This window comes from Flavobacterium proteolyticum (assembly GCF_015223105.1).
Taxonomy (GTDB): Bacteria; Bacteroidota; Bacteroidia; order Flavobacteriales; family Flavobacteriaceae; genus Flavobacterium; species Flavobacterium proteolyticum.
Genome location: NZ_JADFTZ010000002.1, coordinates 164,438 through 180,456, shown reverse-complemented (window position 1 = coordinate 180,456; position 16,019 = coordinate 164,438). Strand labels below are relative to the sequence as shown.

The 16,019-nt window shown below is 33.1% G+C and carries 15 protein-coding genes; 7 read left to right on the top strand and 8 right to left on the bottom strand.

Annotation, left to right across the window (positions count from 1 at the left end):
- From IM755_RS06260 to IM755_RS06235, 6 genes are all read right to left on the bottom strand, one after another.
- Nucleotides 1-345 (bottom strand): FEKKY domain-containing protein, encoded by a 345-nt coding sequence (locus tag IM755_RS06260; RefSeq protein WP_194094826.1) that lies wholly within the window; start codon nucleotides 343-345, stop codon nucleotides 1-3.
- Complete coding sequence (locus IM755_RS06255) at nucleotides 342-1,757, bottom strand: SusC/RagA family TonB-linked outer membrane protein (protein WP_194094824.1); 1,416 nt, start codon at nucleotides 1,755-1,757, stop codon at nucleotides 342-344. The genes IM755_RS06260 and IM755_RS06255 overlap by 4 nt, the downstream gene beginning before the upstream one ends.
- 39 nt (nucleotides 1,758-1,796) lie before the next feature.
- Complete coding sequence (locus IM755_RS06250) at nucleotides 1,797-4,004, bottom strand: VWA domain-containing protein (RefSeq protein WP_194094822.1); 2,208 nt, start codon at nucleotides 4,002-4,004, stop codon at nucleotides 1,797-1,799.
- 35 nt (nucleotides 4,005-4,039) lie between these two features.
- The gene (locus IM755_RS06245) at nucleotides 4,040-4,951 is read right to left on the bottom strand and encodes a hypothetical protein (protein WP_194094820.1); all 912 of its coding nucleotides are present in this window, start codon (nucleotides 4,949-4,951) and stop codon (nucleotides 4,040-4,042) included.
- Nucleotides 4,952-4,953: 2 nt separating this feature from the next.
- Entirely contained in the window at nucleotides 4,954-5,487 is a 534-nt protein-coding gene (locus IM755_RS06240; protein WP_194094818.1) for an RNA polymerase sigma factor, read from the bottom strand.
- Nucleotides 5,488-5,553: 66 nt separating this feature from the next.
- Nucleotides 5,554-6,375: a DUF6929 family protein gene (locus tag IM755_RS06235; protein WP_194094816.1), complete on the bottom strand. Its 822-nt coding sequence runs from the start codon at nucleotides 6,373-6,375 to the stop codon at nucleotides 5,554-5,556.
- A gap of 82 nt (nucleotides 6,376-6,457) precedes the next feature.
- Here IM755_RS06235 and IM755_RS06230 point away from each other — a divergent pair, with 82 nt between their 5' ends.
- The 7 genes from IM755_RS06230 (at nucleotide 6,458) to IM755_RS06200 (ending at nucleotide 13,474) form a co-directional block, all read left to right on the top strand.
- On the top strand, nucleotides 6,458-7,336 hold the full coding sequence (locus IM755_RS06230; protein ID WP_194094814.1) for a PPK2 family polyphosphate kinase: 879 nt from the start codon (nucleotides 6,458-6,460) through the stop codon (nucleotides 7,334-7,336).
- A gap of 47 nt (nucleotides 7,337-7,383) precedes the next feature.
- Nucleotides 7,384-7,953 (top strand): cob(I)yrinic acid a,c-diamide adenosyltransferase, encoded by a 570-nt coding sequence (locus IM755_RS06225; RefSeq protein ID WP_194094812.1) that lies wholly within the window; start codon nucleotides 7,384-7,386, stop codon nucleotides 7,951-7,953.
- A 167-nt stretch (nucleotides 7,954-8,120) separates the two neighbouring features.
- Nucleotides 8,121-8,342 carry a DUF2795 domain-containing protein gene (locus IM755_RS06220; protein ID WP_002986941.1) on the top strand — a complete coding sequence of 74 codons (222 nt, stop codon included), beginning with the start codon at nucleotides 8,121-8,123 and terminating at the stop codon, nucleotides 8,340-8,342.
- A gap of 86 nt (nucleotides 8,343-8,428) precedes the next feature.
- Nucleotides 8,429-11,776, top strand: coding sequence for a preprotein translocase subunit SecA (gene secA / locus IM755_RS06215; RefSeq protein ID WP_194094809.1), 3,348 nt, complete (start codon nucleotides 8,429-8,431; stop codon nucleotides 11,774-11,776).
- A 218-nt stretch (nucleotides 11,777-11,994) separates the two neighbouring features.
- Nucleotides 11,995-12,567 carry a hypothetical protein gene (locus tag IM755_RS06210; protein WP_194094807.1) on the top strand — a complete coding sequence of 191 codons (573 nt, stop codon included), beginning with the start codon at nucleotides 11,995-11,997 and terminating at the stop codon, nucleotides 12,565-12,567.
- A 1-nt stretch (nucleotide 12,568) separates the two neighbouring features.
- Nucleotides 12,569-12,970, top strand: coding sequence for a hypothetical protein (locus tag IM755_RS06205; RefSeq protein ID WP_194094805.1), 402 nt, complete (start codon nucleotides 12,569-12,571; stop codon nucleotides 12,968-12,970).
- 24 nt (nucleotides 12,971-12,994) lie between these two features.
- A complete protein-coding gene (locus tag IM755_RS06200; protein ID WP_194094803.1) occupies nucleotides 12,995-13,474 on the top strand; it encodes a hypothetical protein in 480 nt (159 codons plus the stop codon).
- A 30-nt stretch (nucleotides 13,475-13,504) separates the two neighbouring features.
- Here IM755_RS06200 and IM755_RS06195 read toward each other — a convergent pair whose 3' ends face one another.
- Together IM755_RS06195 and IM755_RS06190 are read right to left on the bottom strand one after the other, a co-directional pair.
- Nucleotides 13,505-14,902: an FAD-binding oxidoreductase gene (locus IM755_RS06195; protein WP_194094801.1), complete on the bottom strand. Its 1,398-nt coding sequence runs from the start codon at nucleotides 14,900-14,902 to the stop codon at nucleotides 13,505-13,507.
- Between the two features lie 177 nt (nucleotides 14,903-15,079).
- Nucleotides 15,080-15,991: an AEC family transporter gene (locus IM755_RS06190; protein ID WP_194094799.1), complete on the bottom strand. Its 912-nt coding sequence runs from the start codon at nucleotides 15,989-15,991 to the stop codon at nucleotides 15,080-15,082.
- Nucleotides 15,992-16,019: the final 28 nt, after the last annotated feature.

Sequence of the window (16,019 nt, the reverse complement as noted above, 5' to 3'; positions counted from 1 at the left end):
TTATTTTTTCTTCCACTTCTCAAAACCTAAAACACTTGGCTTGATTTCTTTTTGCCATTGCATTCCATAGGTTTTATTCAAAAAATCAAAAACCAATTCATTTTTAGCTTCATATTCCTCAAAATTTGCAGGAGCAATGCAACCAAAATCGTGAAAATGAATATTGTATTTTTTCGCAAAAGCCAAATCTTCTTTAGTACTTACAGAGGTAATTCCGCCTAATACATAAATAGTTTTAGTGTTTGAATTGATTTCGATTTTAATCGTGTCGTTTTGTTTTTTCTCTTGTGCTTGGATTGAAAACGAGAAAAGAAAGATTACTACAATCAAATTTGATATTTTCATTTTTTTGGATTTTTAGTGGTGATTTCAAAAACGCCATTCACACCTAGTTCTCCATATAAAGCAGCTCCTTTTTCACCATTATAAGTTTCAATTTTTTTAATTTGAGATGGTTGTAATTTATCAAATACTTTTTTAGATGAAATTTTATTGTCTATTATATACAATGGTTGGATGTCCTTTGGATCTTTTCTTTTGTGTGATAAAGTTATATATTCAGGAAGTTTATTGATTGTAAAGAAATCTTTTTCAGACATTTCTCCACTAAAATCTGCACCACCCCATTCAACTATTGTAAAGCCTTTTCTTTCAGTTTTTGGAAGTTTTTGTTCGTTAATTCTAGTGTAATTTTCTAAGCCATAAAATTCTATGTAAATTCTAATCATGGTTTCTGCCTTTGGATTTACTTTTAATGTGGCAATTTCGTTGCATTCTTCATTGATTAAAAAATGAATAAAATTGTATTTATTTCGTTCTAAAATAGGTAGCCAATACTGAATAAATTCATTTGTTTCCTGATTGTTTAAACCAATGTATTCAAGCTTCTCAATGAAAAATTCAGCTAACTTTTCCTTTGGAACTATAAAACCATCATCATATTTATAATGTTCTTCAGGGAAATCAATGGTTCCATCCCAAAATAACGAACTATAATAACGATTACTTTTTTTATCAAAAATTTGTCCATTTGGTTCTGCGACAACTTCCCAATTTTTATCGTATTTTGGAAAAGAAGTTAGTAATTTACCTTTGAAATTCAGTTGTAAATCAATTTCAGTTTTTTCAATTGGGTAAAGATAAATTACGGGTTTGGCAACTATTATTTTTTCTGAATTTTGATCTTCCTTTAATGAAATTTCGATTTTGTTATATGAAGAAATTAAAACTCTTTCAGTTTTAAAGCCATTTGAATAAATCTCTAAAACATCATTTTTATGTACTTCAATTTCAAATTTACCATCAAAGTCTGAAAATGTATTTGTTTTAGAATTTAAATTTGAAATTCCTGCACCGCCAATTGAAAATTTTTCACAATCGGTAACTATTCCTGTAATTGTAAAAGTTTTTCCAGAATTAGGTTTTTGTTCAAACGCATAAATTTTTATTAGTTTTTCTAAAGTTTCTCTAGAATAACCTTTTGTTTTAATTTCAACAACACCAGCTTTACCAATTTCACCATATTTTTCTATTGCTTCTTTCTTTTTTAAAACAGTAACATCAGTAATTTTTGATAAATCTAAGTGAGCAAGAATTTCATTACTGGTATGACTTCCATCAATTACTACTAAGGCATTGTTTTTATGAAATGCAATTTTTTTTGCGTTATTTTTCCAATTATTACTTTTTATCGTATCGTTTTGTGCGTTGATTTGACATCCAATAATAATTAGAAATATTATAAATACTTTTTTCATAGTGTAATGTAATAAGATTCTTTATTCTTTGTTTATATTTTAATTAACAGCTTCCACCAATCGAATAAATTCTGAACGATATCCTTCTGCGTCATTTGATTTTCCTTGTAAAGCTAATGTTTTTATCGCAACAGATGATTTGTTGTCAACCAATTGAGAATCTCTCAATTTTAATCCAAACCAAGCCACAGCCGAGCTAAATTTAAAATCTTCACTCGAGTTTTGCAAAGCAATTGGTTTGTTTTCAATTACTTGAACCATTTCGATGCTTTTTTCACCATCTGGTTTTTTGTAACGGAATTTTATGGTTGCTAATTCATTCGAAAAATCTTTAGTAGATTTTACAGTTTCTGTATATTTTAATTCCGGAATTTCATTGGTAAATTTACTTTCAACACCAACAGGAATTATTTCATACAAAGCTGTAACGGTGTGACCACTTCCTAATTCGCCTGCATCAATTGCATCATTTCTAAAATCTTCTGGACGTAATTTGCGGTTTTCATAGCCAATTAATCTGTAGCTTTGAACGTGTTTTGGATTGAATTCGATTTGAATTTTCACATCTTTTGCAATCGCAAACATACTTCCTTTAAACTCTTTTCCTAAAAAACGATTCGCTTCCTGAATGTTGTCGATGTATGCATAGTTTCCATTTCCTTTGTTGGCTAAAATTTCCATTTTACTGTCTTTGTAATTTCCCATTCCGTAACCTAAACAAGTCAAAAATACACCAGATTTTCTCTTTTCTTCAATTAAAGTTTCCATGTCTTTATTTGATGTAGCACCCACATTAAAATCACCATCTGTAGCTAAAATAACTCTGTTGTTTCCTCCTTTGATGAAATTTTCTGTTGCTATTTTGTATGCTAATTCGATTCCAGCACCACCAGCCGTACTTCCGCCAGCATTCAAATTGTCTAATGATTTTATGATGGTTTCTTTATTATTGCCTGAAGTAGGAGGTAAGACCAATCCCGCAGCTCCAGCATATACTACAATAGCTACTTTGTCATTTTCTCTCAATTGGCTTACCAATACTTTCATTGATTCTTTAAGTAATGGTAATTTGTTTTGAGCACTCATAGATCCTGAAACATCAATTAAAAAAACGAAATTGGAATTTGGTAAATTATCACTATCTATTTGTTTCCCTTGCAAACCAATTTTAACTAATTTGTGTTTCTCATTCCAAGGACTATCACTATACTCTGTGTGAATTGAAAACGGATGATTCGACTTTGGTTGCTCGTAATTGTATTTGAAAAAGTTTACCATTTCTTCTACACGAACAGCGTTTTTCGGAACTACTTGTCCGTTATTGATAAAACGTCTCACATTCGTATATGAAGCATTATCTACATCAATTGAAAATGTTGAAAGTGGTTCGTTTTTAGGATTCGTAAATGAGTTTTCTATAAATGAGTCATAATCTTCTTGTGATGCAGTTTCGTTTGGGACAACAATTGGTTGCTGACATTTAGCTATAGTATCTTGAACTTTCTTTTTCTCTTCCGCACTTAATCCTTTTTTTGTTAATACAATAATAGCTCCATTAGCACCTTGTTCACCATATAAAGCGGCACCTTGAGCACCTTTGATCGCATTTGTAGATTCAACTAATTCTGGAGGTAAAGCTTGTAAAGTTCTTGCGTCAGCTATTACATTGTCAATGACTATTAAAGCTTCATTGTTGCCTGCAATCGAACGATTTCCTCTTAACACAATTCGAGTCGTTGGATTTACTCCGTTGTTTGTAGTGTTTACAGTTAATCCAGAGACTTTTCCAGATAATGATTGTACTACATTAGGATTAGCTGCCTGTGTAATTTCTTTAGAATTTACTACTTGAATTGAAGATGTATAGACTTCTTGTTTCTTTTTAATACCAACAGCTCCTACAATCTCTACATCTCTGCCGTTTACCAATTCATCTTCCATTAATACATTTACTATCAGGTTCTTTTTAATGGTAATTTTTTGTGTTTTTTTACCTGTGTATGAAAAAACTAAGATTTCATTTTCATTGGCTTCAATTTTGTATCTGCCATCAAAATCGGTACTAGTTTTGGTTTTGCTACCTTGAATATGAATGTTTACTCCAGCAATCGGACCTAGTTCGTCTGAAACTACTCCAGTAATCGTAACTTTTGTGTTAGTAATTGAATTAAAGCTACTTAGCGCGATGAAGTTAAGGAAAGTTAATAGCATAGCTATCCCTAACGAAAAGTTTTTTACGTTTTTCATGATATAGAATTTAAGTTAATAGAAAGATTCTTTTCTTAAGGTCGGTTTTTAGGTTTTCCACCTACGGTAGTTATAATGACCACTCCTTTTTTACCTTTTTCTCCATAAATCGGAATCGCTTTTTCAGGTTGTAAAATAACGATGGTATCAATTTTTTGTTTACTCAAAGGCGCATACGGACTCGTAGGATTTTCTCCAAATAGTGATTCTTCTGAATATTCCACTCCATTAATAAAATAGACAGGTTCTTTTAGTTCGATAATCGATTCAACTTCTTCTGGGTTGATATTGTTTAATGATTTTTTACTCAATTTTCCATCAATCACAACCAAATCATCATTCACTACTTTTTTATCTTTGTCCTGAGTGGTTTCGGCAGAATTCATTGTAACATCATAACGCTTTCCTTTAGCTAAATAACCTGAATTATTCGTTGAAGCTGAATTAGACATACTATTGTAACTCGGAACCAAACTCGTTTTTGCCATTTCTTGAACTTCTTCCATAGCAATAGGAGCAGAAAGAACAACTTCTTTTTTCGATTTGTAATTGATAGTATCGTTAATTACAATGTTGTTTTGAATTACGATTTGTTGTTGTAAAATTTGTTCCGCATCTTTTTTAATTTCCGGAGTCGTATTTACTAAACCATTTACTGTTTCTGGCGTTGGAATCGTGTTTTTTGATGAATCAACAGTAGTAACTGTATTTTCTGGAATAACTACATTTTCTTTTTCTTTCAGTAAGAAAAAAGTTATCGTTCCTACTAAAACTATTGAAGCTGCTACTGCTATTTTTTTCCACAAATGTTTCTCCTTTTGAAGCGTTTGTGTTTCCATTTTGTCTTCCACGCGTGCCCAAATCTTCTCCATACCTGGAAAGTCTTTTTGCTCGGCGTTTTCGGCAGCTTTTTGTATTTTTTCATATAATTTTTCTTCTGTTCCCATGACTATTTTGCTTTTTGATAATAAAAAGTTCTTACCAATTCTTTTAATTTACTTTTCGCCGCATTCAATTGCGATTTCGATGTTCCTTCACTAATGCCAAGTTGTTCTGCAATTTCTTTGTGTGAATAACCTTCAATCACAAATAAATTAAAAATCGTTTGACATCCATCAGGAATATACTGGAGTAAATTGAGCAAATCTTCTTCTTCTAAATCAGTGACTTCATCAGCTAAAGGTTGTGAATTGTAACTTACATCTTCCAAATACAAATTGAAGTTGATGTTCTTTTTAATTTGCAAAAGGCAGTTGTTAACTGTTATTTTTCGCGCCCAAGCTTCAAAAGCTAAATCCTCTTTTAGTTGATCTATTTTTGTAAATATGGTAAAAAAAGCATCGGCCAATACTTCTTCTATTTCTTCCTCCTTTTTTAGATATCGTTTGCACAAACGATAGAGTTTAGGTGCCATAATTTCATACACCATGCGTTGCGCTTCGCGGTGTTGTTTTCGGCAGCCTTGTATGTGTTTTACATCCATTGGTAAACTTGCTTTTTTATATAGAGCAGAAAAGTTGGTAAAAGGTTGGGAAGGAAGTAAAAAAAATTATTTCTTCAACGTTAATTGGTAAATTGTAGTTTCTAATGTCTCCGTATCATTGTCTTCGCATAATAAAAACTCAATTTCAGTTTCTGATTCTTTATAAAGTGTGATGCCTTCAAATTTTTTATCTTCTGATAATAAATGAATATCGATAATCTCGAATGTCGGTGCATGCATGATTCCTAAAACGGTTCCTAAGACTTCGCCATCTTCATAAGTAGATTCGGTGTTTTCGGCGCAAGCCAAGAAATAAATTTTGTCGTTAACTAAAATTGCATCGGTAAAAGTGGTTTCAATATCATCTAACGTCGGAAGTGAAATTGGCACAAATCGAATGCCGTCTTCTTGGTTGTTTGGAATAATAAAAATTCCATTTCGACTATTTTTTGAATTACCTCTTTGAAACAGCAACATGGTTTGATGTGCATAAATGGCACCTTCAATATTCAATTGGTCACCCGAAAACGAACCAACGGTTTTTAAATTTTGGTATAATGCGGTTAAATCTTGAGTTTGTAAAGCATCCGAACCCAAATCTAAAGTAAACATCGTATTACGTTTTTGGGTTGAACCCGAACCCAACATAATCAGTTGATTTCCATATTGGGTGATGCTTTCTAAATCGGATTTTTCAGCTTTTTCTATGTTTTCTTTGGCGTCTTTTACTAATGGAAATTTGAGCAAAAGTTTTTTATCGATGTCGTATTGGTACAAAAAGTTACTCGAATCTGAAATAACAAATAATACATTTTGTGAATACACCAATCCCGATGCAGCCGAAATACCTTTTATCGTGAAGAAATTAGTAAGTTTGAAATTTTCCATATTTTTACAAAAGAGTTAACAATTTTTAGTGCAAATTAGCCTCTAAAAGTACTATTTTTACAGAGATTTAAAACCAACAACGATGGAAAATATCAATATTGAAGATTTTAAAGTAAAAGGTAAAATTAAGTTAGATGATTTTCTAACCAAACTTCCTATTGATACTGAGAAAGAACAAGAAGAATTAGCGTTAGATAAAATTCAAAAGAAGCTTTCGAAAAAGCAAGATGCCATGTACGCGCACAATCGTCATGCGTTTTTGATTTGCTTACAAGGTATGGATACGAGTGGAAAGGATAGTTTAATTCGTGAGGTTTTTAAAGAATTTAATCCGCGTGGAGTAGTGGTGCACAGTTTTAAAACGCCTAATTCAACCGAATTAGAACACGATTATTTATGGCGTCATTATTTGGCTTTGCCTGAAAAAGGAAAATTCGCAGTTTTCAATCGTACGCATTATGAAAATGTACTGGTAACGCGAGTACATCCCGAATATATTTTGTTTGAAAACTTACCAGGAATTGAAAAAGTAGAAGATATTACGCCTCAATTTTGGGAAAATCGAATGGAACAAATCGTGAATTTCGAAAGGCATATTTCTCAAAACGGAACCAAAATTTTGAAGTTTTACTTTCACATGAGTAAAGAGGAGCAACGTGAACGATTACTAAAACGTTTAGAAAATCCAGAAGATAATTGGAAATTTAGTACTGGCGATTTAAAAGAACGTGAGCGTTGGGACGATTATATGAAATATTATGAAGAGGCGATTAATAAAACATCAACTGATTTTGCGCCTTGGTATATTATTCCTGCTGATGACAAAGGTGTTGCTAGATATATTGTAGCCAAAACCATTTGGGAAGAAATGGAAAAATTAACCGACATCACCGAACCCGAATTAGATCCAAAAGTAAAAGCAAATATTGAAGAGTATAGAACACAATTAAAAAAAGTGTAGAGGCAAGTCGAGACTTGTCTTATCTAATTTTAAAATTACAAAGTATAATGAAAGTATATACCAAAACAGGCGACACTGGAACCACAGCATTATTTGGTGGAACGCGTGTGCCAAAACATCATATCCGAATCGAAAGTTATGGAACTGTTGATGAATTAAATTCGCATATCGGATTAATTCGCGATCAAGACATGAGCGATTTATACAAAAAAGTGCTAATCGAAGTTCAAGATAGATTATTTACTGTTGGAGCTATTTTAGCAACTCCACCAGAAAAAGAAACCTTGAAAAACGGTCAACCACGCTTACAAAACCTTGGAATTGTGGAATCGGATATTGAATTTTTGGAAAATGAAATCGATACCATGGAAGAAGCGTTACCGCCAATGACACATTTTGTTTTGCCAGGCGGACACACAACGGTGTCATATTGTCATATAGCGCGCTGTGTATGCCGTAGGGCCGAGCGTTTAGCTGTGCATTTGAATGACATAGAACCGACAGATGAATTAGTAATTAAGTATCTAAACCGACTTTCTGACTACCTTTTTGTCTTGGCACGAAAGTTGTCCCATGACTTGAACGCTGATGAAGTAAAATGGATTCCTAGAAAATAGTATCCTGTAATCAGTTTTTAGTGTTCGGTATTCTTGAAAATAGTGATGAAAAGTCATGTTTTGAACACTCAAAAAAAACGTTCTTAAATTTTAATAAAAAAAGTAAAAAAAAACTTGACTTTTTAAGTAATAAATTTATTTTTGCATAAACTTAAATCGATAAAAAGATGTATTGGACTTTAGAATTAGCATCCTATTTGAGCGATGCACCATGGCCAGCTACCAAAGACGAACTTATCGACTACGCTATTAGAACTGGAGCTCCATTAGAAGTAGTGGAAAATTTGCAGTCTATCGAAGACGAAGGGGAAATCTACGAATCAATGGAAGAGATTTGGCCTGATTATCCTACGGACGAAGATTATCTTTGGAATGAGGACGAATATTAAAAATAAATAAACACAACAGAAATAAGTCTCTTTACTGAGGCTTTTTTTTTGGTTATATTTGCAAACTATATTGAAATAATAAAATTATGAGTATCATAAATTCCATATTGAAGGCTTTTGTGGGGGATAAATCGGAGAAAGATGTAAAAGCGATTCAACCTATCATTACCAAAATTAAATCATTTGAAGGCGCATTACAAGCCTTGTCACATGATGAATTACGTGCTAAAACAGCCGAATTCAAAGCTAAAATTCAAAATGCTCGCGCTGAAAAAGACGCTAAAATTGCTTCTTTAAAACAAGACGCTGAGCAAACTCAAGATATTGATGCGCGTGAAGATATCTACGCTGAAATCGATAAAATTGAGAAAGAAGCTTATGAAATTTCTGAGAAAGTATTAAACGAAATTTTACCAGAAGCGTTTGCAGTGGTGAAAGAAACCGCTCGTCGTTTCAAAGACAATACAACAATTACAGTAACTGCTACTCCAAAAGATAGAGAGTTATCAGCTACAAAACCATATATCAATATTGAAGGTGACAATGCTACTTGGGCAAACTCTTGGGATGCTGCTGGTAAAGCTATCACTTGGGATATGATTCACTACGATGTTCAGTTGATTGGTGGAGTGGTGTTGCATCAAGGTAAAATCGCCGAAATGCAAACAGGAGAAGGTAAAACTTTAGTAGCAACATTACCATTATACTTAAATGCATTAACAGGAAACGGAGTGCACTTAGTAACTGTGAATGACTACTTAGCGCGTCGTGATAGTACATGGAAAGCGCCATTATTCGAATTCCACGGAATGACTGTTGATTGTATCGATAATCACCAACCTAATTCTCCAGAAAGAAGAAAAGCATATAACGCTGATATTACGTATGGAACGAATAACGAATTTGGTTTCGACTACCTTCGTGATAACATGGCGCATGCTCCTGAAGATTTGGTACAACGCAAACACAATTATGCTATTGTCGATGAGGTTGACTCGGTTTTAATTGATGACGCTAGAACGCCATTGATTATTTCTGGTCCGGTGCCGCAAGGAGATCGTCACGAGTTCTTAGAATTAAAACCAAAAGTTGAAAACCTGGTTACGCTACAACGTAAATTAGCTACAGATTGTTTAACAGAAGCAAAACGTTTATTCAAAGAAGGAAATTCAAAAGACGCTGGTTTCTATTTATTACGCTCACATAGAGCATTACCAAAAAGTAAAGCGTTAATCAAATTCTTATCGGAAGAAGGAGTAAAACAATTACTTCAAAAAACAGAGAATTATTACATGCAAGATAACAACAGAGAAATGCCAAAAATCGATGAGGCGTTGTACTTTGTTATCGAAGAAAAAAATAATCAAGTTGAATTAACAGACAACGGAATTCAGTTTTTATCAACGGATACGGATTCTCAATTTTTTGTTTTACCAGATATTGGAACAGGAATTGCCCAAATCGAAAGAGAAAATTTATCTCCAGAAGAAGCAGCTGAGAAAAAAGAAGAATTATTCCGTGATTTCTCTGTAAAATCAGAGCGTATTCACACGTTAACACAGTTATTAAAAGCGTATACGTTATTCGAAAAAGATACAGAATACGTTATCATGGACAATAAAGTTATGATTGTTGATGAGCAAACGGGACGTATCATGGATGGTCGTCGTTACTCGGATGGTTTACACCAAGCAATCGAAGCTAAAGAAAATGTAAAAATCGAAGCAGCAACACAAACTTTCGCAACTATTACCTTACAGAATTATTTCCGTATGTATAATAAGTTGGGAGGTATGACGGGAACAGCTTCAACAGAAGCAGGTGAGTTCTGGGAAATCTATAAATTAGATGTTGTGGAAATTCCGACTAACCGTCCAATTGCTCGTAAAGATAAAGACGATTTAATATATAGAACGGTTCGTGAGAAATTCAACGCCGTTATTGAAGATGTAGTTCAATTGTCAAATGCAGGAAGACCGGTATTGATTGGAACAACATCAGTAGAGATTTCGGAATTATTAAGCCGAATGTTGAAATTAAGAGGTATTCAACACAACGTATTGAATGCTAAAATGCACAAAAGCGAGGCTGAAATTGTTGCTGAAGCAGGAAAACCTGGAGTAGTTACGATTGCAACGAATATGGCAGGTCGTGGTACCGATATTAAATTGTCTGACGAAGTTAAAAAAGCAGGTGGTTTAGCTATTATCGGAACAGAACGTCATGATTCACGTCGTGTTGACCGTCAGTTACGTGGTCGTGCGGGTCGTCAAGGAGATGTGGGTAGTTCACAATTCTATGTGTCTTTGGAAGATAACCTAATGCGTTTATTCGGTTCGGAAAGAGTTGCGAAAGTTATGGATAGAATTGGTCTGAAAGAAGGAGAAGTAATTCAACATTCGATGATGACAAAATCTATCGAAAGAGCACAGAAAAAAGTAGAAGAAAATAACTTTGGAGTTCGTAAACGTTTGTTAGAATATGACGATGTAATGAATGCACAAAGAGAAGTAGTATACAAAAGAAGACGTCACGCTTTACACGGAGAACGTTTGAAAGTGGATATTGCCAACATGATGTACGATACTTGCGAATTAGTAGTTGAGCAAAACAAATTAGCAGAAGATTTCAAAAACTTCGAATTTGAGTTGATTCGTTACTTCTCAATCAGTGCACCAGTTTCTCAATCAGAATTTGCAAAATTATCAGTTAGAGAAATCACTGGTAAAGTGTACAAAGCTGTTTTAGCTCATTACGAAGAAAAAATTGCTAGAGATGCTCGTGAAGCGTATCCAATCATCAAAAATGTATACGAAAATAATAATGGTCAGTACCAAAGAATTATTGTTCCTTTCACAGACGGAATCAAATCATTAAACGTAGTTACTGATTTAGAGAAAGCATATGCAACTGAAGGACGTTCGTTAGTGGCAGATTTCGAGAAAAACATCACATTAGCAATTGTGGATGAAGCTTGGAAAAAACACTTACGTAAAATGGATGAATTGAAGCAATCAGTTCAATTAGCGGTTCACGAACAAAAAGATCCATTATTGATTTACAAATTCGAAGCGTTCAACTTGTTCAAGAAAATGATTGACGATGTAAATAAAGAAGTAATTTCATTCTTATTCAAAGGTGATTTACCACATCGTAATGAAAACATTCAAGAAGCAAGACAAGAAACACGTCAAGAGCAATATACAGAAACGAAAGAGGATTTAGATGCGCCAGCAGCAGAAGCTAAAAGAGCAGGAGAAATGGCAAGTCAAAGACCTCAAGTAACAGAAACGATTACTCGTGAAATGCCAAAAATCAATCGTAATGACACCGTTACTATTAAACATGTAATGAGTGGAAAAAGCGAAACCATGAAATACAAAAAAGCAGAAAGCATGATTGCTTCTGGTGAATGGGTTTTGGTTAACGAATAATCAAAAACGTATAGAAATAAACTAATCCTCAATTGCTAAAAGTAGTTGGGGATTTTTTTTTGAAACACATAGTCACATAGATTATGTAATTTGCTATGTGAATTATGAAAAGTGAAACGCCTAAAATAAACACAAAGTAAGTCTATATGTCTATGTGTTTAATTTTATTTGTGTTTCGTTAAAACTAACTATCTTTGATAAAATTAAAATCACACAAAATGAAAACCAAAATTCTATTCTTCGCATTCTTTCTTTTTCAAACCATCACCATCTTAGCACAAGATATGGCTTCGTTAAAAACGGAAGCTTTAAAATCATACAAAGCGAGTGTAAATATGAATTTTGACGATATTTTCGCTACTACCTATCCAAAAGTGTTTGATATTATTCCGCAAGACCAAATGAAAAAAATGTTTGGTCAAATGATGGAAAACGAGCAATTTTCAATAAAGTTAGTGGAAGTAGAGCCTAATTTTTCATTTGGTGAAATCAAGAAAATTGAAGGAAAATCGTTTTGTATGGTAAATTACAATAACGTAATGACAATGAAATTTAAAGAACCGATGGATGATGCAGAATCAATGGTAGACATTTTCAAAACCTCTATGGAAGCAGATAAAGTAACGTATGATAAATTAACCAATACATTCCGTATCGAAATGCGTTCTACTCTTATTGCAGTTGCGGATGATTTGACAAAAAACCAATGGAAATTTTTAAATAAAGACAAAGAGAACAAAATGTTTTCGATGTTATTTGATGCAAAAATTTTAAAAGCTTTAGGATTGTAATATGAACGAAAATAATATCACCTATACCGAATTTTTCAACCAAGTTAGAGCAAGTATTGCAGATGGAACTTTTGCTAAATTAACCCTTGCTAAAACCGTTGGAAAACCCGAATTACAAAACATTTATGTAAAAACCATCGTAGAAGACAATATCTTAAAATTGTCAATGACATATAAAATTTACACGACAGAAAAGCAAGAATTGGTAAAAATCTGCAAACTAGACGATTTAGAAGCAGAGTTAATTCCGCACATCAACAACCCGTTTTTATCTGCTTTGTTATTTACTACCGAAGCTGATATTACCATGAAATTAAACAAAAAACGTGCCGCAAGTATTATCGAACAACCCCCAACATTTAAAAATGCGGATGCGAATTTATTGGAGTTTTTAAATAGATAATTATAGTTAAATAATAGAATTCTTATGAAGAGTTATTTTATAATTTTATTGTTGTTTTGTTCTTTTTTTTCTCATGGGCAAGTAAATTCTGCAAATATTAAAATTGATAGCATTACTTCGTTACAACTTGTTAGAGAAAAATTTAATCCTGAAATAAATAAACTCGAGATAAAGAACGGTTTTGTTTTAGGAATTAATGATTCTCCTTTATTCGGTTCTGATGGTGAAATTCCAAAATATCAATTGATTAAAGCTACACTTAAAATTAAAGATAAAAGTTATAATTTACAAGTTGACAATATGTATAATCCTTGGACAGGAGATCAATTAAATGTTAATTTTTTTAAAATAATTCATAGTGGAGAAAATCATCATCTTCTCAAATGTATCTTTTCTGATGGAGCAGGAACTTATGCTGCACAATGGTTAATTGAATGGAATTCAAGCATTAGAGATATTATTACAAAAGATGAATTAATTATTGAATCATATTTTCAAAAATAAGAGAAATTCTGTGTCAATATTCTTTATAATCTATTCCCCATCAGGAAAAATCTTCCCAGGATTCAACACATTATTTGGGTCAAAAATGGCTTTGATGCGCTCCATTAATTCTAAATGTACTTTTGAAAACGCAATATCCATGTAGTTTTTTTGTACTAAACCAATACCGTGTTCGCCAGAAAGCGTTCCTTTTAAACCAACCGTTAATTCAAAAATTTCACGAATTCCTTTAGGAACTTCCGTTTTCCAATTGTCATCAGACATGTTGCCTTTGATGATGTTTACATGTAAATTACCATCACCAGCATGTCCATAACACACCGATTGGAAACCATATTTCGTTCCAATTTCTTTGATGCCTTTTAATAATTTAGGCAATTCATATCTTGGAACTACCGTATCTTCTTCTTTATAAATCGAATTTGCTTTTACTGCTTCTGCAACAGAACGACGCATTTTCCAAAGCGCATTTTTTTGTTCTTCAGTATCGGCAAATAATACTTCATCTATTTCAAATTGTTCTACTACTGCCAAAATTTGTTCGGCTTCTTGCATTAAAATTTCTGGGTAATTCCCATCTACTTCAATCAACAAATGCGCTTGAACGTTGTCTTTTACTTCCACATTCAAACCATCGACAAATTTCAACGTCCAATCAATTGCATCGCGTTCCATAAACTCTAAAGCACTTGGTACAATTCCTGCTCTAAAAATCGCTGAAACCGCTTCACATGCTTGCTCAGCTTTATAAAACGGAACCAAAAGCAATACGTTATGTTTGTTTTGAGGTAATAATTTCAATACAATTTTAGTCACAATTCCCAAAGTTCCTTCACTACCCACCATCAATTGCGTCAAATTATAACCTGTCGAATTTTTCAAGGTATTAGCACCTGTCCAAATGATATCACCTGTTGGTAAAACGACTTCTAAATTTAAGACATAATCTTTCGTAACACCATATTTCAAAGCTCTCGCACCACCTGAATTTTCTGCAATATTTCCACCAATAAAGCAACTTCCCATACTACTTGGATCTACTGGGTAAAACAAGCCTTTTTCGGCAACCGCTTCTCTTAAAACTTGAGTAATTACACCAGGTTCTGTAGTAACTTGTAAATTTTGTTCATCAATTTCAATAATTTGATTGAATCGCTCCATTGAAATCGCAATGCCACCATAAATCGATAAAGCACCGCCACTCAAACCTGTACGCGCACCAATTGGCGTAGTCGGAATTTTATAAGTGTTGGAAACTTTTAAAATTTGCGCAACTTCTTCTGTATTCGCAGGTTTCACCACAACATGAGGCGGAAAACTCAAATCTTCCGTTTCATCGTGACCATACTTTTTTCGAGTAGCTTCATCAGTAAAAATATAAGCTGAACCTACAATGTTTTCAAGCGCAAGTAATATTTCAGGATTCATAGTGTAAAATTGAAGTGTAAAGATAATAAATGTGTGTTGTTTTTAACACATAGGTACATAGGAATTTAAACATATAAGTCATATGAGAATCCTAAATTTATAGGATTTCGACTATGTAAACTATATAAAGCGAAACGACTAACTAAACGTAAAGCAAAACTAATGTAACTATAGTGTTTAAATTATTTTTAGAATCCAATACCAAATAGCAACCGTAAACAACGACAACGGAATTCCAATCCCAATCATCATACTACTTAATTTCGGTTTTAATCCATAATTAGAAGCTAAAATTGCTCCCGTAATCATTGGCGCCATCGCAGATTCCATGATAGAAACATCTATTTCTAATCCTTTTCCGTTTAATACGATTTTGTATAGCAAAAAGAAAAAAGCGGGCATTAAAATCAATTTGAAAAGTAAGCCTAAAGTTAGAAAACGCCAATGTTTGCTTCGCGTATCAATTTTTAATTGCAATCCAACAGCTACTAAAGCAACTGGAGTTACGGTGTTTCCAATTCTTAAAAACGAGTTTTGTAATGCTTCTGGAAATTCAAGTGAAAATAGTGTGCAACAAAGCGCAATCGTAAAAGCAATAAAAGGTGGAAATTTTACAATTTTCATCAAAATTTCAGAAGTACTTAAATTGCCTCTTGAAAAACTTGCTGCGACTAAAATTCCTAAAGTGGTTACGACTACAAACGAACCCGGTTGGTCAACTATGATGGCGGTTTTTAATGCTTCTGCACCATACAAAGCTTCGATAATTGGAAATCCTACGAAAGAAGTATTACTCAATCCTCCTGTCAAAATCAAACAGCCGATTAACTTTTTCGACCATTTCATATAGGTGCCTAAACTATAGAAAAATACAAACGATAATCCGAAACCTAACCATGCAACGCCAATTGGATAAAGCAATGCTAATGAAATCGTAATTTTCGGAATATAATACAACGCCAAAGCTGGAAGCGAAACGTAAATCACGTATTGATTCAAACTTTGATACGCGTTTTTAGGAAATTGCGGTACTTTTTGAAGCGCAACACCTAAAATCAAACATAAAAATAATAGAATGATGTTTTCCATATGTCGAAAATCGAGAATACAAAGGTAA

Excerpts from the sequence above, each read along its gene's own strand:
- IM755_RS06260 (WP_194094826.1), bottom strand. The coding sequence starts at position 345 with ATGAAAATATCAAATTTGATTGTAGTAATCTTTCTTTTCTCGTTTTCA.
- IM755_RS06255 (WP_194094824.1), bottom strand. The coding sequence starts at position 1,757 with ATGAAAAAAGTATTTATAATATTTCTAATTATTATTGGATGTCAAATC.
- IM755_RS06250 (WP_194094822.1), bottom strand. The coding sequence starts at position 4,004 with ATGAAAAACGTAAAAAACTTTTCGTTAGGGATAGCTATGCTATTAACT.
- IM755_RS06245 (WP_194094820.1), bottom strand. The coding sequence starts at position 4,951 with ATGGGAACAGAAGAAAAATTATATGAAAAAATACAAAAAGCTGCCGAA.
- IM755_RS06240 (WP_194094818.1), bottom strand. The coding sequence starts at position 5,487 with ATGGATGTAAAACACATACAAGGCTGCCGAAAACAACACCGCGAAGCG.
- IM755_RS06235 (WP_194094816.1), bottom strand. The coding sequence starts at position 6,375 with ATGGAAAATTTCAAACTTACTAATTTCTTCACGATAAAAGGTATTTCG.
- IM755_RS06230 (WP_194094814.1), top strand. The coding sequence starts at position 6,458 with ATGGAAAATATCAATATTGAAGATTTTAAAGTAAAAGGTAAAATTAAG.
- IM755_RS06225 (WP_194094812.1), top strand. The coding sequence starts at position 7,384 with ATGAAAGTATATACCAAAACAGGCGACACTGGAACCACAGCATTATTT.
- IM755_RS06220 (WP_002986941.1), top strand. The coding sequence starts at position 8,121 with ATGTATTGGACTTTAGAATTAGCATCCTATTTGAGCGATGCACCATGG.
- secA (WP_194094809.1), top strand. The coding sequence starts at position 8,429 with ATGAGTATCATAAATTCCATATTGAAGGCTTTTGTGGGGGATAAATCG.
- IM755_RS06210 (WP_194094807.1), top strand. The coding sequence starts at position 11,995 with ATGAAAACCAAAATTCTATTCTTCGCATTCTTTCTTTTTCAAACCATC.
- IM755_RS06205 (WP_194094805.1), top strand. The coding sequence starts at position 12,569 with ATGAACGAAAATAATATCACCTATACCGAATTTTTCAACCAAGTTAGA.
- IM755_RS06200 (WP_194094803.1), top strand. The coding sequence starts at position 12,995 with ATGAAGAGTTATTTTATAATTTTATTGTTGTTTTGTTCTTTTTTTTCT.
- IM755_RS06195 (WP_194094801.1), bottom strand. The coding sequence starts at position 14,902 with ATGAATCCTGAAATATTACTTGCGCTTGAAAACATTGTAGGTTCAGCT.
- IM755_RS06190 (WP_194094799.1), bottom strand. The coding sequence starts at position 15,991 with ATGGAAAACATCATTCTATTATTTTTATGTTTGATTTTAGGTGTTGCG.